Annotated in this window: 14 protein-coding genes; 11 read left to right on the top strand and 3 right to left on the bottom strand. The window is 70.2% G+C overall.

The window, feature by feature from the left end; translation table 11 throughout:
• Positions 1–123 precede the first annotated feature (123 nt).
• From AB0C25_RS12995 to AB0C25_RS12975, 5 genes are read left to right on the top strand one after another with little or no spacing between them, the layout of a single operon-like run.
• Positions 124–1,785 (top strand): sulfatase-like hydrolase/transferase, encoded by a 1,662-nt coding sequence (locus tag AB0C25_RS12995; RefSeq protein WP_357372647.1) that lies wholly within the window; start codon positions 124–126, stop codon positions 1,783–1,785.
• A 43-nt stretch (positions 1,786–1,828) separates the two neighbouring features.
• Positions 1,829–2,659, top strand: a complete 831-nt coding sequence (locus AB0C25_RS12990; RefSeq protein ID WP_357372645.1) for an FkbM family methyltransferase — start codon at positions 1,829–1,831, stop codon at positions 2,657–2,659.
• Positions 2,660–2,707: 48 nt separating this feature from the next.
• On the top strand, positions 2,708–3,472 hold the full coding sequence (locus tag AB0C25_RS12985; RefSeq protein WP_357372643.1) for an ABC transporter ATP-binding protein: 765 nt from the start codon (positions 2,708–2,710) through the stop codon (positions 3,470–3,472).
• Positions 3,469–5,370: a hypothetical protein gene (locus AB0C25_RS12980; protein ID WP_357372641.1), complete on the top strand. Its 1,902-nt coding sequence runs from the start codon at positions 3,469–3,471 to the stop codon at positions 5,368–5,370. Before AB0C25_RS12985 ends, AB0C25_RS12980 begins: the two co-directional genes overlap by 4 nt.
• Positions 5,371–5,391: 21 nt before the next feature.
• Positions 5,392–5,976 carry a hypothetical protein gene (locus AB0C25_RS12975; protein WP_357372639.1) on the top strand — a complete coding sequence of 195 codons (585 nt, stop codon included), beginning with the start codon at positions 5,392–5,394 and terminating at the stop codon, positions 5,974–5,976.
• A gap of 223 nt (positions 5,977–6,199) precedes the next feature.
• On the opposite strand, the gene AB0C25_RS12970 is transcribed toward AB0C25_RS12975, so the two are convergent.
• Positions 6,200–6,904, bottom strand: a complete 705-nt coding sequence (locus AB0C25_RS12970; protein ID WP_357372637.1) for a permease-like cell division protein FtsX — start codon at positions 6,902–6,904, stop codon at positions 6,200–6,202.
• 107 nt (positions 6,905–7,011) lie between these two features.
• On the opposite strand from AB0C25_RS12970, the gene AB0C25_RS12965 reads away from it, so the two are divergent.
• From AB0C25_RS12965 to AB0C25_RS12945, 5 genes are all read left to right on the top strand, one after another.
• Positions 7,012–7,809: a PrsW family glutamic-type intramembrane protease gene (locus AB0C25_RS12965; RefSeq protein ID WP_357372635.1), complete on the top strand. Its 798-nt coding sequence runs from the start codon at positions 7,012–7,014 to the stop codon at positions 7,807–7,809.
• Positions 7,810–7,953: 144 nt separating this feature from the next.
• Positions 7,954–11,229 (top strand): formate dehydrogenase, encoded by a 3,276-nt coding sequence (gene fdh, locus AB0C25_RS12960; RefSeq protein WP_357372633.1) that lies wholly within the window; start codon positions 7,954–7,956, stop codon positions 11,227–11,229.
• Positions 11,230–11,232: 3 nt separating this feature from the next.
• Positions 11,233–12,282: a 4Fe-4S dicluster domain-containing protein gene (locus AB0C25_RS12955; protein ID WP_357372631.1), complete on the top strand. Its 1,050-nt coding sequence runs from the start codon at positions 11,233–11,235 to the stop codon at positions 12,280–12,282.
• The gene (gene nrfD / locus AB0C25_RS12950) at positions 12,279–13,355 is read left to right on the top strand and encodes an NrfD/PsrC family molybdoenzyme membrane anchor subunit (protein ID WP_357372629.1); all 1,077 of its coding nucleotides are present in this window, start codon (positions 12,279–12,281) and stop codon (positions 13,353–13,355) included. The genes AB0C25_RS12955 and nrfD overlap by 4 nt, the downstream gene beginning before the upstream one ends.
• 50 nt (positions 13,356–13,405) lie before the next feature.
• A complete protein-coding gene (locus tag AB0C25_RS12945) occupies positions 13,406–14,689 on the top strand; it encodes an OFA family MFS transporter (RefSeq protein WP_357372627.1) in 1,284 nt (427 codons plus the stop codon).
• Between the two features lie 61 nt (positions 14,690–14,750).
• Here the strand turns inward: AB0C25_RS12945 and AB0C25_RS12940 are convergent, their stop codons facing one another.
• Entirely contained in the window at positions 14,751–15,254 is a 504-nt protein-coding gene (locus AB0C25_RS12940) for a VOC family protein (RefSeq protein WP_357372625.1), read from the bottom strand.
• Positions 15,255–15,383: 129 nt separating this feature from the next.
• Positions 15,384–15,968 (bottom strand): winged helix-turn-helix domain-containing protein, encoded by a 585-nt coding sequence (locus tag AB0C25_RS12935; protein WP_357372623.1) that lies wholly within the window; start codon positions 15,966–15,968, stop codon positions 15,384–15,386.
• Between the two features lie 240 nt (positions 15,969–16,208).
• Here AB0C25_RS12935 and AB0C25_RS12930 point away from each other — a divergent pair, with 240 nt between their 5' ends.
• A complete protein-coding gene (locus AB0C25_RS12930; protein ID WP_357372621.1) occupies positions 16,209–20,612 on the top strand; it encodes a S8 family serine peptidase in 4,404 nt (1,467 codons plus the stop codon).
• Positions 20,613–20,638: the final 26 nt, after the last annotated feature.

Below are 20,638 nucleotides of genomic sequence, written 5' to 3'. Positions count from 1 at the left end.
CCGCGACCCGCGGTGACGTCGCCCGCGTCTGAGCCGCCCGTACACCGCACTGCCCATGGAAGGATGCCCGGGTTGTCGCTCTTGACGCGAGTACGTGAGCTGCCGAACCAGAGACGGAAGGCGTTGCGGGACGGAGTCCCGGGTGGTACCGCCGACGACGGCAGCGCGGGCGCGGGTCGCGCGAGGCGGCGCGTCGCCGCCGGGCTGACGGCCGTCCTGGCCGCGCTGCTCGTGCTGGTCGTCCTCACCATGCCGTACGACTTCGGCCGCCTCACCCCTGCCGCGTTCGTCCGGATCCCCCTGGAGGCGCTGCTGGTCGTGGCCCTCCTGCTCGCCCTGCCGCAGCGGGGCAGCCGACTGGTCGCCACCCTCGCCGGGGTGGCCCTCGGCCTGTTGGGCCTGCTGAAGTTGCTCGACCTGGGGTTCACGGCCGCGCTCAGTCGGACGTTCGACCCGGTGCTCGACTGGGCGTTGCTCGACGAGGGGTTCGCCTTCCTCAGCGAGTCGTACGGCCGGCCCGCCGCGATCGGTGTCGCCGCCATCGTGGCGGTGGTGCTGGTGGGACTGCCCGTCCTGGTGACGCTGTCGGTGCGGCGACTGCGGCGGCTGGTGGTCGGGCATCGCACCGGCACCACCCGGGTGGTGGCCGCGCTCGTGGTCATCTGGGTGGCCTGCGCCGCGTTCGATGTGCGGGTGACGCCGGCCGTTCCGGTCGCCGACACGTCCGCGACGACCCTGGCCAACGGTCACGGCTTCCAGGTACGCCTGCGTCTGGACGACCGGAAGACGTTCTCCTCGCTGATCGAGGCCGACCCGTTCCGCGACACCCCGGGCGACCAGCTGTTGACCGCGCTGCGGGGCAAGAACGTGGTCGTCGCGTTCGTGGAGAGCTACGGCCGGGACGCCGTCGAGGACCCGGAGTTCGCGCCGCAGGTCGGTGCCGTCCTCGACGGCGGCACCAGCCGGCTGGGCGCGGCCGGCTTCGCGGCGCAGAGCGGCTTCCTCACCTCGCCGACGTTCGGTGGTGGCAGTTGGCTCGCGCACGACACGTTGCTCTCCGGCCTCTGGATCGACAACGACCAGCGTCACCGCACCCTGCTGGCGAGTGACCGGCTGACCCTCAACGGCGCCTTCCGGCGGGCGAGTTGGCAGACCGTGGGGGTGATGCCGGCCGTCAGCAGGGCGTGGCCGGAGGGGTCGTTCTTCGGCTACCAGCGGTTCTACGACGCCAAGGCGCTCGCGTACCGTGGCCCGAAGTTCAGCTTCGGCACGATGCCGGACCAGTACACCCTGGCCAGTTGGCAGCGCCTGGAGCAGACGAAGCCGGACGGCAACGTGATGACGGAGCTGGCGCTGGTGTCGAGCCACGCGCCCTGGACCCCCGTTCCGCCGTTGCTCGACTGGGCGGCCGTCGGCGACGGGTCGGTCTACCGCGCCGCCGGCGCGGGCGGGTCGGACGACGACCGGCGCCGCAACACCACCCAGATCCGGGCGGACTACCGCACGACCATCGAGTACACGCTGAACACGCTCATCTCCTACGTGCAGACCTACGGAGACGACGACCTCGTGTTCGTCTTCCTCGGCGACCACCAGCCCGCCGCGGTCGTCACCGGTGAGAACGCCAGCCACGACGTCCCGATCACGATCATCACGAAGGACCGGGCCGTGCTGGACCGGATCTCCGGGTGGGGCTGGCAGGACGGTCTCAAGCCGGGACCGCAGGCGCCGGTCTGGCGGATGGACACCTTCCGGGACCGGTTCCTGACCGCCTTCGGACCGTGACCCGGTCCCCGTCGCACCCCTCTCACGGACTGGACCCAGACGCATGACGGCTACCACCGACACCAGGATCGCCGCGCTCCGGAGCGACCCGGCGATGTCCCCGCTGCACCGCTCGCTGGACGTCTACTACGGCGACCCCGAACGCGACGCGCGGATGGACGCCTTCTACTCCCGGTTCGTCACCGACGGGGATCTCGTCTTCGACATCGGCTCCCACGTGGGCGACCACATTGGCAGCTTCCGCCGCCTCGGAGCCCGGGTCGTCGCCGTGGAGCCGCAGCCGCTGTGCCTGCGTGCCCTGCGGGCGATCTACGCCGACGACGATCAGGTGACGCTCGTCGACGCCGCGTGTGGCGCGGCCCCCGGCCGTACCCGGCTGCAGGTGAACTCCGCCAACCCGACCGTGTCGACCGCCTCACCCGAGTTCGTGCGGGCGGCCCGGGGCGCGGGCGGGTGGGAGGGCGAGGTGTGGGACTCGGTCATCGAGGTCCCGGTGGTCACCGTCGACGCGCTGATCGACGAGTACGGCACGCCACGCTTCACCAAGATCGACGTGGAGGGCTTCGAGGACGAGGTGCTGGCCGGCCTGAGCGGGCCGCTGCCGGCGCTCTCGTTCGAATTCACCACGATCGCGCGCGCGGTCGCTGGTCGGTGTCTCGATCGCCTGACCGTGCTCGGGTTCGACGGCTTCGACGTCGCGCTGGGCGACGACAAGTCGATGACGTTCGAGAGGTGGCTGCCCGCGGGTGACATGGCGGCACACCTGCGCGACCTGCCACACCTGACGAATTCCGGCGACGTGTACTGCGTGACCGGTCGGCGTCAGGCCGAAGCCGCGTCGATCGCCCGCCGCCGTCTGACGCCCGCCGTCTGAGCCCCGCTCGGTCCACCATGGATCGAAGGGGTCCCCTATGCTCGGCGCGTGATCACCCCAGCACTGGAGATCCGCGGCCTGGTGAAGACCTTCGGGGCGCATCGCGCGGTGGACGACATCGATCTGACGGTCCACTCGGGCACGTTCCACGGCATCGTCGGTCCCAACGGCGCGGGCAAGTCCACCACCATCGGAATGGCCGTCGGGCTGGTCACTCCCGACGCCGGTGAGATCCGGATCCTCGGGCACGACGCGCTGCGCGACCGTGGCCTGACCCGGGCGCTGACCGGGGTGTTGCCCGACGGCCTCGACTTCCCGGAACGCCTCACCGGCGCCGAGTTGCTGCGCTACAGCGCCGGCCTGCGGGGGCTGCACCGCGTCGCGGCCACCGAACGCGCGGCCGAGCTGATCGAGGTGCTCGGCCTGGCCAAGGGCGCCGGCACACCACTCGCCGACTGCTCGACCGGCACCCGCAAGAAGCTCGGCCTCGCCCAGGCGCTGCTGCACGCCCCCCGGCTGCTCGTGCTCGACGAACCGTTCGAGGCGGTCGACCCGGTCTCCGCGGCCACCATCCGCCGGGTGCTGCGCCGGTTCGTGGGCGGCGGCGGCACCTGCGTGCTGTCCACCCACTCGATGCTGCTGGTCGAGCAGATGTGCGACGAGGTCACCGTGATCCATCAGGGCCGGGTCGCCGCCGCGGGGCCGGTCGCCGAGGTCGCCGCCGGCGGCAGCCTGGAGGAACGGTTCGTCGAGTTGGTCGGCGCCGACGCCTCCGGCAGCGCCGGTCTGGACTGGCTGACCGAGGCACGATGAGCGCGCAACCGCACGCCGCGCAGGCCGGCACCCTGCACACGATCGCGGTGCCCGCCCGGATGCGCGCGGCCATGCTGCGTCGCTCGCTGCGCGAGCATCCGGGACCCACGGTGGCCGGCCTGGCCGGTCTGCTCGCCGCCGTCTGGCTGATCCGGTACGCGTTGCGCGGTGACCAGCACACCCTCGCCCTGCTCGTCGGGGCGTGGGTGCTCGGCTGGATCGTCCTGCCGCTGCTGCTCGGCGGTGGGCGCGGCCGGGTCCGCCCAGCTCACCTACGGTTGGAGCCGATCGGCGGCGTCCCGGCCGCCACCGGCCTGCTCGCCGCGTCGGCGATCGGCATCGGCCCGGCCGTCTCACTCGTGGCGCTCGCCGCGCTGCCGGTGCACGCCGCTCGGCACGGCCTCGCCGCGGTCCTCGTCGCCGCCGTCGGCGCGGTACTGCTCTGGTTGCTCGGGCTGATCGGTTCGGCGATCGCACTGGAGATCGTCGGCCACGCCGGCGGTCCGGCCGGGGCACTGCTCACCGGCATCCTCACCGGCACGGCGATGGGTGTCGCCGGCTCGCTCTGGGCGGTCTTCCCCTGGGTGTCGATCCTGCTCGTCGGGGCGCCGGACAGGGTCGTCCGGGCCATGGGGTACGTGCCGAGCGCCTGGCCGGTCGCCGCCGCGTCCGGACCAAGCGGGCAGGGGGTGCGCCTGATGGCGACCCTGGTGGGCGTCGTGGCGCTCTGCGCCGCCGCGTACCTCCTGCTCGTGCGAAGGGTGATCACCATGGGCGTGCCGTTCCGGCCGCGCGGGACCACCCCGTTCCCGCTCGTCCGGCGCGACGGCGACGAGCCGGCCGCGCGGCGCGCGACCACGGCGGCGTCACCGGCCGGAGTCGGGCGTCCCGAGCGCGGCTGGCGGGCGTGGGTGCCGGCCGCGACGCGGGCGGTCGCGGGGCGTGAGGTACGGGCCTGGATGCGGCATCCGCTGCGGTTGCAGTATCTGGCGTTCGCGGTGGTGTACGGCGCGCTGCTCGCTGGGCTGCCGCTGCTGTCCGACGTGTACCTGCTGCTGCCGTGGGCCGGGTCGCTCGCCGTGCTCGGCGCGGCGGCGATGTCGGCCGGACTGGTCGGACTGGACGGCACCGCCTTGTGGCTGCCGCTCACCACACCAGGCGGCGAACGGGCCGAGGTCCGGGGTAGGGCCCTGGCCTGGCTGGCGCTGGTCACCCCGATCGGGGTGCTGCTCGCCGTCGTCGGTGTGCTCCTCGCGCCCGACGTCGACCCGCTGGCCGCGCTCTCCACCCTGCCGGCTCTGCTCGGCGCGGGCGCGGCGGTGCCGGTGTGGGTGTCGCTGCTGCGGGTGCGCCCGGTAGCCGACCCACGGCACCCGACGTCGGCCGACAACCCCACCGACGTCGTCAGCGTGCTGGTCGCCACCGGGTCGGGGTTGGTGGCCGCCGCGCCGGTGCTCGCCCTGGTGATCTGGGGTCCGCCGGAGGTGGCACCGCTGCTGCCCCTGGTCGGGCTGCTCAGCGGCGCCGCGGCCTGCTGGGGCGGCATCTGGTTGGCCGACGAACGCCTCACCCGACGCGGAACCGACGTGCTCGCCGCGGCCGGCCAGCGGAGCCGGCCCCCGGAGACGGTGCTCCCGCTGACCTGGGACGCCGGGTGGTACCGGGAGAACACGGCGACCGCGTGGGCACTCGGACTGCTCACGGTGGGGTGGATCCCGGTGATCCCGCAGGGGGTGATGCCGTTGGCGTTCGGCATCGACAGTGGGTGGATCGTGGCCGGTCACCTCAGCGGGAGCGCGCACACGGCGGTGGGGTTGGCGATGGTCGGGCTGGGCGTCGCGATGCTGCTCACCGGCCTGGTGCTGTGGGACCGCCGGCCGCGGCCGGGCCGCTCCTGATCGCCACCGTATCTTCTAGTCATGAGAATGGATGCCGCCTCGGCGTACGTGGTTCGGCGGAGCCGGACCCGGACCGGGCTGACGTTGGGGCTGTACAGCCTGTTGCCGGTCACGGCCATCGTGATCGGCCTGCAGGACCTGCGCGTCCGCTTCCTGTTCTTCATCCTCGGGGTGCTGTTCGAGGTCATCTTCCTCGCTACCGCACGTCGTCGCGTGCAGAGCGCGATGCGTCGGGAACTGCTCTTCGCCATCGACGAGCAGGGCGTCTACCTGGGCCCGGACGACTTCGGCCGGCCCGCGACGCGCGAGAAGTGGTCCAACATCGACGCCATCGTCTACTTCCAGGGTCGGGTGTGGACGACGAGTAATCTGCCACCCACGACCCGGCACGTGGGAATCGTCCAGGGTGGCAGAATTGTCGCCTCCCGGGGGAGGGGTGGCTGGTGGCTGAACGTCCGGCGAGCCTCCGCGGCCGCCGCCCGGTTCGGTGGGGGAACTCCGGTGCTCAAGGCGCCATTTTACGGCCAGATATCGCGCGAGTGGTTCCACACCATTCCCCTGCCGCCGAACTGGCTCGCCACCCAAGCCGGATCTCGCAACAGGTGACTCCCTCCCGGGTATCCGGGGCACAACGCTGATCAGACGGCTGGGGTCGCGGAGAACGGCGCTCGCCATCCGCTGCGGCCGCCTGCCAGGTCGGTGTGCGGTGGAGCGGTATACCACACAGTCATATTCATGACCCTGAGGTATACCGCTCAACACTGCACCGCCCCCACGGAGGTGACCGACGCCGGCCGCCGGCTCAACCAGGTGAGGAAGAGAAGCGCGACTACAGCATCTCGACGGGAACCAGATTGATGCCGTCGACCCCGTCGAGTGTCATCAGGTCCGACACTCCAGAGCCCTTGCCATTGAGGGGATGCGTGAACCGCCACGACTCGTGCGGTATCAGCGCTTTGAGCTGCGTGGTCAGGTCACCCTTGCCCTGGCACCGCTTGCGCAGGCGCTCGTACGCGGCGGATCGGTCCTCGAACCCGACCGACGTCGCGTGTGGCAGTGCGCGGACGGCGTCCTGGATGGTGGCTCGTTGTTCGCTTGTCGCCGAGGTTTCCAACCGAACGATGACCCCGATCCGGGAGGGCCGAGGGTCGGCGTCCGCCATCCGGAACGACACCCCGTCGACACCGTCGGCCTCGGCCATCACCATCTCGATCGCCTCAGCGATCAGAGAGTCGGTGACCGTGCCGTGCACCAACTCGGGCGCGTACTCCGGCTTGAGATCCGCCAGCAGGTCGGGCTGGTCCTGGAAATCGGCCTTGGAGCGCTCGTACACCTGGTCGCGGGTTTCGAGAGCCACGCCTTCGACACTCGGCATCGACCGGAGTCGCTGCTGCACGGCGTCTCTCTGTGTCGCCGTCGCGTCGTTGTCCAGGAAGACGGTCAACGCGACGTCCCCGGCATCGTCGAGCTTCCCGGTGCAGGTCGACAGGACCAGGAGGAGGGTTAGTGCCAGGGACCGTGCCACGCGACGCATGGCGCAGATGGTAGGTGATCGTGAAGCAGGACAGGCGCCCACGTGAGTCGTCAGGATCTCAGCGCTGTGGCTAGTGTTCGTAACCTGGATCCGCCAGACTCCGCGGTATGGGTGATCGTTGGCGCCGGTGGGCGTGGGTCGGAGTGCTGGTCGTCGGGCTGATCCTTTACCTTGCGGTGCTGCGGACGCTCGTCAGCACCAAGAATCCGAACTTCGTCCCGGCGCTCATCCTGCTCGGCGCGACGCTTGTGCCGTTGACGTTCCTGACGTTCGCGCAGGCGCGTACCGGTCGATGGCAGGTGCCGGCGTCGGTGCTGGTGACGTCGGCGTTCTTCGGCGGGGTGATCGGCACGGTGGTCGCCGGCACGCTGGAGTACGACACCCTGCGCGGCCTCGGCGCCCTGCCGATGCTGTTCGTGGCACTGATCGAGGAGTCGGCGAAGCTGATCGTCCCGGTGGTGCTGCTGTTCACGGTGGTGGCCCAGCATCGGCGTCGGGTGCCCTCGGACGGGTTGATCATCGGTATCGCCGCCGGGATGGGATTCGCCGCGCTGGAGACGATGGGGTACGCCTTCACCGCGCTGCTGAGTTCGCAGGGCAACATCGGCGCGGTGGAGCAGACCCTGTTCATCCGTGGTCTGACCGCGCCCGCCGGGCACACCGCGTGGACCGGGCTCACCGCCGGCGCGCTGTGGGCGCTGTTGGCCAGCCCGAGCGTCGGTCGGCTCTTCGGCTTCCTCGGCACGTTCCTGGGTGTCGTCGTCCTGCACACCCTGTGGGACACGTTCTCCGGTTCACTTGTCTTCGTCGTCTTGGCGATCATCAGCATCGGGTGGCTGCTCTGGGAGCTGCGCCGCTACCGGGCCTTCGGTGACCAGCACGTGGGCCGACTGCAACCGAGCTGACAAGCGCCGTCCTCCATGCCTTCCCCGGCCCGCACGAAGGGCCGGGGGAGGCATGACTGTTGGTGATCTCGCTGCGATCGGGTCGACGCCTCGTCTACTGTCAGGCTGTTCACATTTGGTGTGATTAGTCGGGAAGGTGCGGCGATGGGGGTGCGGACCTGGATCGAGGGCTGGCCGGTCTACCGCCAGCTCACCGGCACCGACCCGCTCGGCCGGGGTACGGCGGCCGAGTCCGACGGATCCCGGGCGCTCACCGCCCGCACCGACACCGCCGACTCGGTGGCGCGGTCCGTCTGCCCGTACTGCGCCGTCGGCTGCGGCCAGCGGGTGTACGTCAAGGACGGCCAGGTCAGTCAGATCGAGGGCGATCCGGACAGCCCGATCTCGCGGGGTCGGCTCTGCCCGAAGGGCTCGGCCAGCAGGAGTCTGGTGACCAGCCCGCTGCGGCAGACCACGGTCCGCTACCGCCGGCCGTACGGCACCGAGTGGGAGGACCTCGACCTCGACACGGCGATGAACATGATCGCCGATCGGGTCCTGGCCGCCCGGGACGAGACCTGGGAGGACGTCGACGCCGAGGGCCGCCCGCTGAACCGGACGCTGGGTTTCTCCAGTCTGGGTGGGGCGACGCTGGACAACGAGGAGAACTACCTCATCAAGAAGTTGTTCACCGCGATGGGGGCGCTCCAGATCGAGAACCAGGCCCGTATTTGACACTCCGCCACCGTCCCCGGTCTGGGGACCAGCTTCGGTCGCGGCGGCGCCACCCAGTTCCAGCAGGACCTGTCGAACTCCGACGTGATCGTCATCCAGGGTTCGAACATGGCCGAGGCGCACCCGGTGGGCTTCCAGTGGGTGATGGAGGCCAAGCGTCGCGGCGCAAAGGTGTTCCACGTCGACCCGCGGTTCACCCGCACCAGCGCGCTGGCTGACTCGTACCTGCCGATCCGGGCCGGCACCGACATCGCCCTGCTCGGCGGGGTGATCCGCTACATCCTCAACAACGAGCTGGACTTCCGGGAGTACGTCGTCGCCTACACCAACGCCGCGACGATCGTGACCGACGAGTTCGTCGACACCGAGGACATGCACGGGCTCTTCTCCGGCTTCAACGACGACAACGCCACCTACGACCAGGCCAGTTGGCGGTACGAGGGTCACAGCCAGACCCAGACGACCCGCGACAGCGAGACGCAGCGGGAAACCGCGGCCGGGTTGGAGAACGAGTCGCACGGCGCACCGGTCGGTGGGCAGACCGAACGCGACGAGACGTTGCAGGACCCGCGCTGCGTCTACCAGATCCTCAAGCGGCACTTCTCCCGCTACACCCCGGAGATGGTGGAACGGGTCTGCGGCATCCCGCAGGAGAAGTTCCTCGGACTGGCCCAGGCGTGGACGGAGAACTCCGGTCGGGACCGCACCGGCATGCTCGTCTACTCGGTGGGGTGGACGCAGCACAGCGTGGGTGTGCAGTACATCCGTACGGGCGCGATCATCCAGCTGCTGCTCGGCAACATGGGTCGTCCGGGTGGCGGTGTGATGGCGCTGCGGGGGCACGCCAGCATCCAGGGGTCGACGGACATTCCGACGCTGTTCAACCTGCTGCCCGGGTACCTGCCGATGCCGCACCACGCCAACCACCCGACGCTGGACAAATGGGTGGACAGCATCGCGCACCCCGGGCAGAAGGGCTTCTGGGGCAACGCGCGCACCTACGGCGTCAACCTGCTCAAGGCGTACTGGGGTGACGCCGCCACCGCCGACAACGACTACTGCTACGGCTACCTGCCGCGGATGACCGGTGACCACGGCACCTACCAGCAGGTGCTCGACATGATCGACGGGAAGATCAAGGGGTACTTCCTGCTGGGTCAGAACCCGGCGGTCGGGTCCGCCCACGGTCGCGCGCAGCGGCTCGGCATGGCCAACCTCGACTGGTTGGTCGTCCGGGACCTGTTCGAGATCGAGAGCGCCACGTTCTGGAAGAACGCTCCGGAGATCGAGACCGGCGAGATCATGACGGGGGAGTGCCGGACCGAGGTGTTCTTCCTGCCCGCCGCCTCGCACGTGGAGAAGGAGGGCACGTTCACCCAGACGCAGCGGCTGTTGCAGTGGCGGGAGAAGGCCGTCGAGCCGCCGGGTGACGCCCGCTCGGAGCTGTGGTTCTTCTACCACCTCGGGCGGATCGTCCGGGAACGGCTGGCGTCGTCGACCCGGCCGCGCGACCGTGCCCTGCTCGACCTCAACTGGAACTACCCCACGCACGGTCCGTACGCGGAGCCGAGCGCCGAGGCGGTGCTCTACGAGATCAACGGGTACGACGTGGCGACCGGCCGACCCCTGTCCTCCTTCACCGAGATGAAGGACGACGGCTCGACCGCAGGCGGTTGCTGGATCTACACCGGGGTGTACGCCGACGGCGTCAACCAGGCTGCCCGCCGCAAACCCGGCGCGGAACAGTCCCTGGTGGCCCCGGAGTGGGGGTGGGCGTGGCCGGCGAACCGGCGCATCCTCTACAACCGTGCCTCGGCCGATCCGGATGGCAACCCGTGGAGTGAGCGCAAACGCTACGTGTGGTGGGACGCGGAGAAATCCGAGTGGACCGGCTACGACGTGCCGGACTTCGAGAAGACCAAACCGCCGTCGTACCGGCCGGCCAAGGACGCCTCGGGTGTGGCGGGCATCGCCGGCGACGACCCGTTCATCCTCCAGGGCGACGGCAAGGGCTGGCTGTACGCGCCCACCGGCGTGCTCGACGGACCCATGCCCACGCACTACGAGCCGGTGGAGTCGCCGGTGCGCAACCCGCTCTACCGGCAGCAGGCCAACCCGACCCGCAAGGTCTACACCCATCCGATCAACACGCTCAACCCGAGCCCACCGGAACCCCACAGCCAGGTGTTCCCGTACGTGTTCACGGTCAGCCGGCTCACCGAGCACCACACCGCCGGTGGGATGAGTCGGACCGTCCGGACGCTTGCCGAGCTGCAACCGGAGATGTTCGTCGAGGTGTCACCGGAGCTGGCGGTCGAGCGCGGGCTCACCCACCTGGGGTGGGCGCACCTGGTGACCGCCCGCGCCGCCATCGAGGCGAAGGTGCTGGTGACCGATCGGCTCACTCCGCTGCGGGTGGACGGTCGGATCATCCACCAGGTGTGGTTGCCGTACCACTTCGGTTTCGAGGGCCTGGTGACCGGCGACTCGGCGAACGACCTGTTCGGCATCAGCCTGGATCCGAACGTCCTGATCCAGGAGAGCAAGGTCGGCACCTGCGACGTCCGGCCGGGGCGACGCCCCCGGGGACTCCAGCTCCAGGAACTCGTCGTCGACTACCGGCGGCGCTCCGGGGACCTCAACCCGCACTACCCACCGCAGGTCACGACCGACTCCGCCGACGGCGGCCCGGACCAGGAGGTCTGACCCATGCCCCACGCCAACGCCCTGTACGGCCCGTTGGATCCGGCGCCGGACGCCGGTTACGAGAACGCGCCGCCGCGGATGGGGTTCTTCACCGACACCAGCGTCTGCATCGGCTGCAAGGCCTGCGAGGTGGCCTGCAAGGAGTGGAACGGCGTCCCGGAGAGCGGCCTGGACCTGCTCGGCATGTCGTACGACAACACCGGCGCGCTGACCGCGAACTCGTGGCGGCACGTCGCGTTCGTCGAGCAGCCCCGCCGGGCCGGCCTGGCGACCCCCGCGTTCGAGCAGAACCCGGACGGGCCGGCGATCAGCCCGGCAACTGCGGCGCTGGGCGCGCTGACAAGCGTCGACACCGGGACCAACCCGGGGTTGCCCACCGGGTCGCCCGGGGCGGCGGCGCGCATGTCGGCCGGCCCGCAACCGGAGTTCCTGGGGATGCCGGGGGCGCAGCCGCCGGGGCGGGGGACGGGCGTTGAGGAGCGTACCGATTTCCGGTGGTTGATGATGTCGGACGTTTGTAAGCACTGCACGCATGCGGCTTGTTTGGATGTGTGTCCGACGGGTTCGTTGTTCCGGACGGAGTTCGGGTCGGTGGTGGTGCAGGAGGACATCTGCAATGGGTGTGGGTACTGCATTTCGGCGTGTCCGTACGGGGTGATCGATCAGCGTAAGGACGACGGTCGGGCGTGGAAGTGCACGCTGTGTTATGACCGGTTGGGTGCGGGGATGACGCCGGCGTGTGCGCAGGCGTGTCCGACGGAGTCGATCCAGTACGGGCCCCTGGAGGAGTTGCGGGAGCGGGCGGCCACGCGGGTGGCGACGTTGCGGGGGCGGGGGGTGCCGGAGGCCCGTCTGTACGGGGATGATCCGAATGACGGGGTGGGTGGTGACGGGGCGTTCTTCCTGCTGTTGGACGAGCCCGAGGTGTACGGGTTGCCACCGGATCCGGTCGTGACGACCCGTGACCTGCCGGCCATGTGGAAACGCGCCGGGCTCGCCGCCCTCGCCATGACGGCTGCCACCGTGTTCGCGTTCGTGGGAGGTCGGCGATGACCGACCGGCCACCGAACGAGCCGGCCGGCGCCCGGTTCCGCGAGTTCCAGGACCGCGTCGACCAGGCCGTCGGGCAGCGCCAGCACGGCCGGGGGCGCGGTCACGACGGCGAGCAACTGACCGTCCCGGTGGCCGACTTCACCTCCTACTACGGCCGGCCGGTCCTGAAACCGCCGGTGTGGAAGCACGACATCGCCGGTTACCTGTTCACCGGGGGCCTCGCCGCCGGGGGCGCGTTGATCGGCGCGGGCGCCCAACTGACCGGCCGGCCCGGCCTGCGTCAGGTGGGACGGTGGACCGCTCTCGGCGGCGTCACCGCCAGCGCGTACCTGCTGGTGCACGACCTCGGGCGGCCCGCCCGGTTCCACCACATGCTCCGGGTCGCCAAGCTGACCTCGCCGATGTCCGTCGGCACCTGGATCCTCACCGCGTTCGGCCCGGCCGCCGGTGTGGCCGCGATCGCCGAGCTGGCGCCCCGGCTCCCCGAGCATGGTCTTCTCGGATTCGTCCGCCGGCTGGCGCCGACCGTCGGCGACGTCGCCGGGCTGGCCTCGGCGGTCACCGCCCCGGCGCTCGCCACGTACACCGGGGTGCTGCTGTCCGACACCGCCGTACCGGCCTGGCACGAGGCGTACCCCTTCATGCCGTTCGTCTTCGGTGGCAGCGCGCTCGCCGCCGCCGCCGGGGTCGGACTGATTGCGGCACCCACGGCCCAGACCGCTCCGCTGCGACGACTCGCCGTCGTGGCGTCGACCATCAAGTATCTCGGCGGTCGCCGGATGGAGCGGATGGGTCTGGTCGGTGAGCCCTACCGGCAGGGTCGCAGCGGCCGTCTGGTCCGGGCGGGAGACGTGCTGCTGGGCGTGGGCACCGTCGCCGCGTTGTTCAGCCGGCGGAGCCGGGTCCTGTCCGCGCTCTCCGGCGCCGCACTTGTCGCATCGTCGGTGGCCACCCGGTTCGGCGTCTTCGAGGCGGGCATGGCGTCGGCGCGCGACCCGAAGTACACGGTCGTGCCGCAACGGGAGCGGCGCGACCGCCGGGAGGGCCGGTCGCCGGCCGAGAAGGGGACATAGCTCGACCAGCAGGCGCCAGCCAATGAGCCAGCAGACGGGGGACTCAGCTCATGGCACACTCCGCAACCGACCAGGGAAGATCCGCGCCGACGCGGGGCCGATGGGGTCTCGTCGTCGCCGCGGTGCTCGTCCAACTCGCGCTCGGCGCGGTGTACGCGTGGAGCGTGTTCAACAAGCCATTGCAGGACGAATTCGGCTGGGCCAAGTGGGAGGCCGTGCTGCCGTTCGAGGTGGCGATCGGCACGATCTTCATCGGCAGCCTGATCGGCGGTCGCATCCAGGACCGGCGTGGCCCACGACCGGTCGCGCTCGGCGGTGGGGTGCTCTACGCGGTCGGCAACATGCTGGCCTCGCTCACCTCGTCGGAGGACGACCTGTGGTTGCTGGTGCTCACCTACGGCGTGCTGGGGGGAATCGGCCTGGGGGCCGCGTACATCACCCCGATCGCGATGCTCGCCAAGTGGTTCCCGGATCGGCGCGGCCTGATCACCGGCATCGCGGTCGCCGGGTTCGGCTTCGGCGCCGTGATCGTCGCGCCGGTGGCGAAGGGGCTGCTCAACGGCACCGACGATCCCACCCACGTGTTCTTCCCACTGGGCGTCGCGTACCTGATCGCGGTCCTGCTCGGAGCGTCGTTCTTCCGTAACCCGCCGGCGGGCTACCAGGTGCCCGGGTTCACTCCGAAGACCGCCGGTCGGGCCCTCGCCGGCACCCGGGTCTACACCCTGCGCGAGGCTCTGCGCACCCGGCAGTGGTACCTGCTCACCGGCATCCTCGCGCTCAACGTCACCTGTGGCATCGCGCTGATCTCCCAGGCGTCCGACGCCGCCCAGGTGATAACCGGGGCCAGTGCGGCGGCGGCCGCCACCCTGGTCGGTGTGCTCGGTCTGTTCAACGGGGCCGGGCGGGTGGCCTGGGCGTGGTTGTCCGACCGCACCGGGCGGATGCCGGCGTTCCTGGGGATGCTGCTGCTCCAGGCGATCTGCTTCTTCATCCTGCCGCACGCCGCGTCGCTGGCGCTCTTCGCGGTCCTGGCCGCCCTGGTCTACCTCGCGTACGGCGGCGGATTCGGCACGATGCCCGCCACCGCGGCCGACTACTTCGGCACGCCCAACGGCGGTGCCATCTACGGCGCGATGATCGTGGCCTGGAGCATCGGCGGCGTGGTCGGCCCGCTTGTCACGTCGCTGCTCTACGAGGCGAGCGGAAAGAGCTACACGCTGCCGTTCACGGTCATCGCGATCCTCGCCCTCATCGCGCTGATCCTGCCGCCGATCACCCGGATGCCGTCCGAGCCGGGACTGCCCCGGTCATCGGGCGGCGCAGGCCGCTGAGCCGGCTGGCGAGAGCGACGTGGGGTGCGGACCGCGAACCGGTCCGCACCCCACGTCGACATCACTCGCGGGAGAACCCGCCCTTGGGGGCGATGATTTCGAGGTTGGTGCCGTCGGGGTCGTTGAAGTAGGCGACCTCCGTGCCGACGGCGGCCGGCGGGTTCACCTCGCCGTCGGCGAAGGTGTACGGCTGCCCGAGGAACTCGATCCCGGCCGCGCTCATCCGGTCGAAGACCGACCGCACGTCGTCGACGTGGAAGCACAGGTGCATCGAGCCGGGCCGGTTGGCGGCGACCTGGGCGGCGTCGCCGACCGGCTCCTGGAACTGGATCAGGTCGATCCCGAGGTTGTCGAGGTTGAACGTGGCGTACCGCAGCTTCGTGGTCGGCAGCCCCTGTGCCTGCGCGAATCCGGCTCCGTGCATGCTCTCGTCCCGTACGACCGGCTCCGCGCCGAGCAGGGCCTGGTAGAACGCGACCGAGCGGTCAAGGTCACTCACCGCGATCCCGACGTGCGCGGCCGAGGTGAGGCCGATGGACACCGTCGAGGGGTTCGGGAATGCCATTCTGACTCTCCTTACCAGCGTTCTTCGTCGCCTTGTCGTTGCTGATCTTGGTGTCGTACCCCGTTCGCGCCGGATCATGCGACGACGTGTCCGGCCGCACACCCGCCGCCTGCCCACATCAGGCAGGCGTCACGCTCTTTCGATGCGCGGATGCCGACGATCGGTCAGCCGCAACCCGACGCCTCGTACCGCTTCGATGCTGGCTCCGGTGTCGAGTTCGAGCAGCTTGCGCCGCAGCCGCTTCACCAGGGACTGCACGTCCGCCTTGCGCTCTCGTCCCTCGTCCCGCCAGACCGACCGGTGCAGGTCGGCGTAGCTCCAGACCCGGACGGGCTCGGTGGTCAGGCAGATCAGCAGGTCGTGCTCCAGCCGGGTGAGGTCGACCTCGCGGTCCCGGTAGCGGGCGACGGACCGGGCGGAGTCGATCACCAGGGCGGAGTTGGCTCCGGTCGCAGGGGCGGGCGTCGTGCTCGCCGGCTGCTGTGGCACGGCGATCAGTCGGCGTAGCTCGTCGAGGTCGGCCACCAGCAGCAGTGGCGCGATGCCGTCGAGGCGTTCCGCGAGCCGGATCCGTTCGGCCGGGGACGAGGTCACCGCGATCAGCAGCGGGAACGGCTCGTCGGCCGGATCACCCCGATTCCACGTCGCCTCGTCGTCGTCCTCGGCCACAGCACCGCCCGGGATCGATGGGCATCCCTGCCCAGCTATCGTCATGGTCCTGACAATGATTGGCAAGCGCGTCGCCAGCAGGGCAACTCTTAGCGACAAGTTGCTCACGGCAAGTTCTTGATCGCCCGTTCATCTCGATCATAGTGTCCAGTCGGGCAACCGGCGTGACCCGCGCGGTGCATGGGGAGGCATGGGGGTTCGATCGCTCGGCCCGCCGAGACGATCCTCCCGCACCCTCACCATGGCCCATTGACACCCTGGGTCGTTCTGAGGGAGGCAGCACCAATGTTCAGACGTCCACAATGGGGGCGCGCGGCCAGATCACTGGTCAGCGCCGGGGCGGCGACGATCCTCGCCGCAACCTGCTTGGTCACCATCGGATCCGGCGCGCAGGCCGCGCCGGGCGGCGCGATGGGGGCGGGAGACAAGATCCGACCGGAGCTCGCGAAGCAGCTCCAGGCCAAGAGTGAAGGGGACTTCTGGATCCGGTTCAAGGACCGGGCGGACCTGAGCAAGGCCAGCGCCATCAAGGACTGGTCGAAGCGCGGCACGGCGGTCGCGGACGCTCTGCGCAAGACCGCCGCGGCGAGCCAGGGCAAGATCCGGGCCAATCTCGACAGCGCGGGCGCGAAGTACCAGACCTTCTGGGTCACCAACGCGATCAAGGTGAACAGCGGCTCCCTCGCGATGGCGCAGAAGTTCGCCGGCCACGCCGAGGTCGAGGGCCTCTACGCCCCGGTCGCCTACAAGCTGCCCGAGACGATCAAGGGCACCGACGAGAAGACCGTGAACGCCCTGGAGTGGGGCATCGCCAACATCAACGCCGACGACGTCTGGTCCCAGTTCGGCGTCAAGGGCGAGGGCATCACCATCGCGAGCATCGACAGCGGGGTGCAGTTCGACCACCCGGCGCTCGTGAACTCCTACCGCGGCAACAACGGCGACGGGACGTTCGACCACAACTACAACTGGTTCGACGCCGCCGACGCCTGCGCGACCGGCCCGTGCGACGACGACGGCCACGGTACGCACACGATGGGCACCATGGCCGGCTCCGACGGCGCGAACCAGATCGGTGTCGCCCCCGGGGTCAAGTGGATCGCGGCGAACGGTTGCTGCCCCACCGACGCCGCTCTGATCGAGTCCGGACAGTGGATGCTCGAACCGCTCGACCTCAACGGCCAGAACGCGGACGCGAGCAAGCGACCGAACGTCATCAACAACTCGTGGGGCACCCGGGACCCGTCCAACGAGCCCTTCATGGAGGACGTGACGGACGCCTGGGCCGCGTCCGGGATCTTCGGCGTCTGGTCCAACGGCAACAGCGGGCCGGCATGCCAGACCAGCGGCTCACCCGGCAGCCTCGCCAGCAACTACTCCACCGGCGCGTACGACGCCAACAACAACATCGCCGGCTTCTCCGCCCGCGGTGCCGGGCAGAACGGCGAGATCAAGCCCAACATCTCCGCCCCCGGCGTGAACGTCCGGTCGAGCATCCCGGGCAACGCCTACGGCAGCGCCAGCGGCACCTCGATGGCCGCACCGCACCTCGCGGGTGCGATCGCGCTGCTGTACTCGGCGGCCCCGTCGCTCATCGGTGACGTCGACGCGACCCGTGCGCTGCTCAACGGCACCGCGATCGACAAGGCCGACGCCCAGTGCGGCGGCACCACGGCCGACAACAACGTCTACGGCGAAGGCCGGCTGGACGCCCTCGCGTTGCTCACCGCCGCGCCGACCGGCGACATCGGCACCCTGGCCGGCACGGTCACCGACGCGGCGACCGGCGCCCCGATCGCCGGCGCGACCCTGACGCTCACCGGCCCCACCGCGCGTGAGGTGACCACCGGCGCCAACGGCACCTACTCGACCCAACTCCCCACCGGCGACTACCAGGTCGCCGTTGCGGCCTTCGGCTACGCCAGCACCACGAAGTCGGCGACGGTCACCAAGGCAACGACCACCACGCTCGACGTCGCGCTGACGCCGGTGCCGAGCGTGAACGTCACCGGGGCGGTCACCGACGGCTCCGGCCACGGCTGGCCGTTGTACGCGAAGGTGACCGTGACCGGGGTGGCCGGTGTCTACGACTACACCACGCCGTCGAACGGCCGATACAGCCTCAAGCTGCCGGCCGGGCAGACCTACACCCTGACGTACGAGTCGCAGTACCCGGGTTACCAGACCGTCACCAAGCAGGTCGTGGTCGGTTCGGGCAACACCACCGCCAACGTCGCGGTGCCGGTGGACACCACCACCTGCACCACCGCGCCCGGCTACACGTTCGGCTCCGACGGTGAGTACGAGTCCTTCGACGGCACGACCGCGCCGCCCGGCTGGACGGTCGTGGACAACGCGGGCAGCGGCCAGGTCTGGACGTTCACCGACGAGGGCGACCGGGGCAACCTGACCGGCGGCAGCGGCAACTTCGCGATGATCGACAGTGACAACTACGGTGCGGGCACCAGCCAGGACACCTCCCTGGTCAGCCCGGTGGTCGACCTGACCGGCGTCACGGCCCCGGTCATCCGATTCAACCAGGACTTCAACCAGCTCAACGACGACACCGCCGACGTGGATCTGAGCATCGACGGTGGTGCCACCTGGACCAACGTGCTCCGCCAGGAGACCGACGTCCGGGGCCCGAAGGTGACCGAGATCGCGATCCCGCAGGCGGCCGGTCAGGCGCAGGTGCAGGTCCGGTTCCACTACTACGACGCGAGCTACGAGTGGTGGTGGGAGGTCGACAACGTCCTGATCGGCAGCGAGATCACCTGCGTGCCGGTCGACGGCGGGTTGGTCGTCGGCAACGTCCGCGACAAGAACGACAACAGCTACGTCAACGGCGCGACCGTCACCAGCAAGGACAAGCCCGCCGAGAAGGCGGTCACCGTGGCGACCCCGGACGACCCGGAGTTGGCCGACGGCTTCTACTGGATCTACTCGACGCTCACCGGCACGCACCCGTTCACCGCGAGCGCCGGCAACTACGTCAGCCAGACCAAGCAGGTCGACGTGGAGGCCGACTGGGCGACCGTCGCGAACTTCCAGCTCGCGGCCGGTCGGCTGTCGGTGACGCCGACGCAGCTGAGCGCCACGCTCCAGATGCCCAACGGCAAGGCCAGCAAGACGTTCACGGTGACCAACACCGGTGGCGCGCCGGTCGAGGTCAAGTTCGCCGAGCGGGACAACGGATTCGAACTCCTCCGGGCGGACGGGTCCACGGTCACCCGCCAGCAGGTGCTCGGTGGCTCCGGTGCGCCGGAGCAGCGGATCACCGCCGCGACGTCCTTCGCCGCGAAGGCGTCCGGCAAGCAGGCCAAGGCGGCCACCGCCGGAGTCGGCGCGCAAGCGGCGCCGTGGACCGACATCGCCGACTACCCGTCCACCATCATGGACAACCGGGTGGTCAACCTGGGCGGCAAGGTCTACTCGCTCGGTGGTGGCGACGGGAGCGCCTCCACCACGAAGAACTACGCCTACGACCCGGTCGCGCAGACCTGGACGGCGATCGCCGACCTTCCCGGTGCCCGCAACGCCCTGACGGCGGGCGTCGTGGAGGGGAAGATCATCGTCACCGGCGGCTGGGGTGACTCGGGGCCGGACTCCGCCACCTGGTCGTACGACCCGGGGGCCAACACCTGGACGGAGCTGGCCGACAACCCGGCGCCGCGATCGGCGGCCGGTCAGGCCGTCGTCGACGGCAAGCTGTACGCCATCGGCGGCTGTACCACCGCCGGCTGCACGCCGATGTCGAACAGTGTCGTCCGGTACGACCCGGGCAGTGACACCTGGACGACGCTTGCCAACTACCCGAAGTCGGTGGCCTTCGCCTCCTGCGGCGGCATCGACGGCATGATCTACTGCACCGGCGGCAACGACGGGGCCGCCGCGCAGAAGTCCAGCTACGCCTACGACCCGGGTGCCAACACCTGGTCCACGATCGCGGACGCACCGAGCGACAACTGGGCCAGCTCGTACGCCGTCGCCAACGGCAAGCTCCTCGTCGTCGGTGGCTCGCAGGGTGGGGCCATCAGCAACGCGGGCTTCGCCTTCGACCCGGGCGCCGGTTCGTGGTCGAACCTGCCGAACGCCAACACCCCGCGTTACCGCGGCGGGGCGGCGTGTGGCTTCTACAAGATCGGCGGTTCGTCCGGCAGCTTCGACGCGGCCCCGGACAGCGAGGTGCTGCCCGGCTTCGAGGGCTGCGCCGAGTCGGCGGCCGATGTCAGCTGGATGGCGATCGACAAGTCGGCGGCCACCCTCGCGCCGGGTGCGAAGGTCACGGTCACCGTCACGATGACGGCGAACGTGGACCAGCCGGGTACCTACTCCGGTGCAGTCGCGATCGCGGAGAACACGCCGTACTCGGTCGCGCCGGTCGCGGTGACCATGACCGTGAACCCCCCGAAGACGTGGGGCAAGCTCATGGGTACGGTCACCGGCACCAGCTGCCAGGGTGCGACCTCGCCGCTCACCGGCGCGGTCGTGCAGGTCGACTCGTGGGCGTCGTCGTGGACCTTCGCGACCGACGCCGAGGGCAGGTACGCCTACTGGGTGGACCGCCGCAACAACCCGATCACGATGATCGTCGCCAAGGACGGCTGGAAGCCGCAGACCCGTCAGACGAAGATCAACGTCGCCACTCCCACGGTGGAGAACTTCGGGTTGGCGCCGATCCGGTGCTGACACCCCAGCGGTAGCGACGACGTCCG

Origin of the sequence: Micromonospora sp. NPDC048839 (genome assembly GCF_040649915.1) — a bacterium.
Classification (GTDB): domain Bacteria; phylum Actinomycetota; class Actinomycetes; order Mycobacteriales; family Micromonosporaceae; genus Micromonospora.
The sequence above is the reverse complement of the archived record's forward strand: the minus strand, read 5'-3'. Positions and strand labels throughout refer to the sequence as shown.

Excerpts from the sequence above, each read along its gene's own strand:
- AB0C25_RS12935 (WP_357372623.1), bottom strand. The coding sequence starts at position 15,968 with ATGACGATAGCTGGGCAGGGATGCCCATCGATCCCGGGCGGTGCTGTG.
- AB0C25_RS12955 (WP_357372631.1), top strand. The coding sequence starts at position 11,233 with ATGCCCCACGCCAACGCCCTGTACGGCCCGTTGGATCCGGCGCCGGAC.
- AB0C25_RS12980 (WP_357372641.1), top strand. The coding sequence starts at position 3,469 with ATGAGCGCGCAACCGCACGCCGCGCAGGCCGGCACCCTGCACACGATC.
- AB0C25_RS12965 (WP_357372635.1), top strand. The coding sequence starts at position 7,012 with ATGGGTGATCGTTGGCGCCGGTGGGCGTGGGTCGGAGTGCTGGTCGTC.
- AB0C25_RS12970 (WP_357372637.1), bottom strand. The coding sequence starts at position 6,904 with ATGCGTCGCGTGGCACGGTCCCTGGCACTAACCCTCCTCCTGGTCCTG.
- AB0C25_RS12945 (WP_357372627.1), top strand. The coding sequence starts at position 13,406 with ATGGCACACTCCGCAACCGACCAGGGAAGATCCGCGCCGACGCGGGGC.
- AB0C25_RS12975 (WP_357372639.1), top strand. The coding sequence starts at position 5,392 with ATGAGAATGGATGCCGCCTCGGCGTACGTGGTTCGGCGGAGCCGGACC.
- AB0C25_RS12940 (WP_357372625.1), bottom strand. The coding sequence starts at position 15,254 with ATGGCATTCCCGAACCCCTCGACGGTGTCCATCGGCCTCACCTCGGCC.
- AB0C25_RS12930 (WP_357372621.1), top strand. The coding sequence starts at position 16,209 with ATGTTCAGACGTCCACAATGGGGGCGCGCGGCCAGATCACTGGTCAGC.
- nrfD (WP_357372629.1), top strand. The coding sequence starts at position 12,279 with ATGACCGACCGGCCACCGAACGAGCCGGCCGGCGCCCGGTTCCGCGAG.
- AB0C25_RS12990 (WP_357372645.1), top strand. The coding sequence starts at position 1,829 with ATGACGGCTACCACCGACACCAGGATCGCCGCGCTCCGGAGCGACCCG.